The organism is Roseicyclus sp., from assembly GCF_052168335.1.
Classification (GTDB): domain Bacteria; phylum Pseudomonadota; class Alphaproteobacteria; order Rhodobacterales; family Rhodobacteraceae; genus Roseibacterium.
In genome coordinates this window covers 1-2,808 of sequence record NZ_JBQLZP010000137.1, presented here as the reverse complement: position 1 = coordinate 2,808, position 2,808 = coordinate 1, and the positions used below count along the sequence as shown (strand labels likewise).

General features: G+C 72.1%; 4 protein-coding genes. 2 read left to right on the top strand and 2 right to left on the bottom strand.

What is annotated here, in order from left to right:
* Both ACTS11_RS04345 and ACTS11_RS04340 read left to right on the top strand, forming a co-directional pair.
* On the top strand, nucleotides 1–726 hold a 726-nt coding region (locus ACTS11_RS04345), incomplete at its 5' end, for an alpha/beta hydrolase (RefSeq protein ID WP_442639118.1).
* 48 nt (nucleotides 727–774) lie between these two features.
* A complete protein-coding gene (locus tag ACTS11_RS04340) occupies nucleotides 775–1,158 on the top strand; it encodes a VOC family protein (RefSeq protein WP_442639117.1) in 384 nt (127 codons plus the stop codon).
* Here the strand turns inward: ACTS11_RS04340 and ACTS11_RS04335 are convergent.
* Together ACTS11_RS04335 and ACTS11_RS04330 are read right to left on the bottom strand one after the other, a co-directional pair.
* Nucleotides 1,155–2,222: a PAS domain-containing protein gene (locus ACTS11_RS04335; protein WP_442639116.1), complete on the bottom strand. Its 1,068-nt coding sequence runs from the start codon at nucleotides 2,220–2,222 to the stop codon at nucleotides 1,155–1,157. The two genes, ACTS11_RS04340 and ACTS11_RS04335, sit on opposite strands and share 4 nt — an antisense overlap.
* Before the next feature lie 106 nt (nucleotides 2,223–2,328).
* The coding region (locus ACTS11_RS04330) for a Crp/Fnr family transcriptional regulator (protein ID WP_442639115.1) at nucleotides 2,329–2,808 on the bottom strand (480 nt) is incomplete at its 5' end.

Below are 2,808 nucleotides of genomic sequence, written 5' to 3'. Positions count from 1 at the left end.
GTCGGGATCGGGACGCCCCTCGGCCCCGCGCCCGCCTGGTACGTGCCGGGCGAACGGGCGCTCGGCGCGGTCTATGTCCACGGCATCGCGGGCGCGGGGGAGGACGGCTACCGCGCGCTGTCGATGCTGGCGGAGGCGGGCATCCCGACGCTCCTGATCACCTACCGCAACGATCCGGGCGCGCCCGCCGACCCCTCGGGCGCCTATGCCTTCGGCCTGACCGAATGGCGCGACCTCGCGGCGGCGGTCGGATGGATGGCGGCGCAGGGCCATGACCGCCTGATCCTCGTGGCCGAAAGCATGGGCGGCGGGATCGCGGGGCAGTTCCTCGCGCGGTCCGACCTCGCGGAGAACGTCGTGGCGCTGGCGCTCGATGCGCCCGCGCTCGACGTCCGGGGCGTCCTCGTCCATGTCGCGGCGGCCATCGGCCTGCCGCTGCCTGCGCTGGTCGCGCCGGCGGGCGAGCTGTGGCTGGCCGCCCTCGGCCCGGTGGACCTGCGCGCGGCGCGGGTGGTGGACGCGGTGGCGGCCTTCGAGGGGCCGCTCTTCCTCGCCCACGGGACGGGCGACAGGATCGTGCCCGCCGCGATCTCGGACGCCGTCGCGGCGCGGCGCCAGGGGCCGACGGTCACGGTCCGGACCGGGGCCGACCACCTCCTGTCCTACGCCGAGGATCCCGCCGCCTACCGCGCCGCCTTCGCCGAGTTCCTCGCGCGCGTTCCCTGAGGGGGGGCACCGTGCTATCCTGCATGCGCGGGGGCCGGAGGGAAAGCCATGGCGAAGGTCATCGGCGTCGGAGGCGTCTTCCTCGCCTGCCGCGACGCGGACGCCACGAAGGCGTGGTACGTGCGCGTCCTGGGGCTGGAGGTCAACGACTTCGGCGGGTTCCACTTCACGCATTCCCACAGCGCCGAGGCCTTCGGGGAGGGCGCGCGCACGATCTTCGCGCCCTTCGGTTCGGCGGAGTATTTCGCGCCCTCGACGCTTCCCTTCATGCTGAACCTGATGGTCGACGATCTCGACGGCATTCTCGCCCGCGCCGCGGCGGAGGGCGTGGAGGAGGTGCAGCCCCGCCAGGACTACGAATACGGCCGCTTCGGCTGGATCATGGACCCCGACGGCCGCAAGCTCGAGCTGTGGGAGCCGCCGCGCGGCTAGAGGTCCACCGTCACGATCGTGCCGCGCCGGGGCCGGGTGACGGCGAGCGTGGCGTCGAGCGAGGTCGTGAGCGCCGAGACGATGCTGCCGCCAACGCCGGCCTCGCGGTCGCGCCCGGTGGTGTCGAGCGCGCCCGCACCCTCCTCGGCCCGCGCGCGCTGCCCCTCGAGGGTCGGCGCGCCGAAGGGCCAGTCCGACCCCTCCGGCATCCCCACGCCGTCATCCTCGACCGAGAGCCGCACGCCGCCGTCGCTCAGCCGGTAGAAGCGCACCTCGACGAAGCCCGCCGTCCGCCCGACGAAGGCGTGCTCGAGCGCGTTGGTCAGGAACTCCGACAGCAACAGGCCGAGGCGCGCCGCCTGGTCCACCGGCAGGACGATGTCCTCGCACTCGACGTTGACGCGGATCGCCCCGCGCGGCTGAAGGCTGGTCACGACCGAGGCGATGCGGCTGAGATAGGCGCCAGCCGAGATCTCCTCGGTGCCGCCTTGGCCCGGCTGACCGTTCAGGAGTTCGTCATAGAGCACGGAAAGCGCCTCGATCCGCCGGCTGATGGACTTGAGCGAGCCCGGCGTCACCTCGCGGCGCGCCTGCACGCGGATCATGCTGACGATGAGCGCGAGATGGTTCTTCACCCGGTGCTGCAACTCGCGCAGGAGCGCGAGCGCGGCGGCGTCGTCCTGCCTCGCCGTCTCGGGCACCTCGCGCAGGAGGCCGAAATGGGCGGTGATGTCGCCTTCGGGCCCGCGGATCGGGGCGACGAGGAGGTGATTGAGAAAGCGCGTGCCGTCGGCCCGGTGATTGACGATCCGCACCTCGAACTCGCGCCCCGAGGCGATGCCCTCGCGGATGCGCTGCACGTCGGCGGGATCGGTCTCCTCGCCCTGGAGAAAGCGGCAGTTGCGGTCGAGGGCGAACGCGCTGCTGTAGAGCGTGAGGACCTCGAAGGCGCGGTTCACGTAGGTGACCGGCATGTCCTCCAGCCGCGCGTCGGTCAGCACCATCGCGAGGGGCGAGAGCCGAATGGCATTCGAGACGAGGTCTTCCTGATCGATCTGCGCCAAGGCTTCCGTCCATCGTCCTTGTGGGGGAACTGCAGGTACCTGCAACTGCACCAAGATAGGGTGCGGCGGCTGCGGCCTCTGTCCGCAAGCGTACACGGGGGAGGGATCATGCCTGCGGCGCGCCATCCCAGGGCAGGAGCTCGTCGTAGGCCTGCCGCACGAGATCGTAACATTCGCAGCTTTCGCGTTGCAACCCGGGGCGGTCGCGGATCGTCAGGCGCCCGTGGGCATAGGCGATCAGCCCCGCCGCCTTGAACGCCGTCGCGGCGCCGGTGACCGTCGCGCGGCGGACGCCGAGCATGTGGGCGAGGAATTCCTGCGTCAGCGCCATCTCGTCGCCGTCGGTACGGTCGTGCATGGTGAGGAGCCACCGCGCGAGCCTCTGGCGCGCGTCGTGCGCGCCGTTGCAGGCGGCCGAGACCATCACCTGGTAGTAGAGCGCCTGCGCGGTGGCGAGGAGGGCGTCCCGGAACGGCGGAAGCTCCTCCTTCAGCGCGAGGAACCGCTCGGCCGGCAGGCGCAGCGCCGTGCCCGCCACCTGCACCTCGCTGGTGTCGAGCTGTCGGCGGCGTCCGGGCGTCAACCT

Coding starts and splice junctions, on each gene's coding strand:
- ACTS11_RS04340 (WP_442639117.1), top strand. CDS start 775: ATGGCGAAGGTCATCGGCGTCGGAGGCGTCTTCCTCGCCTGCCGCGAC.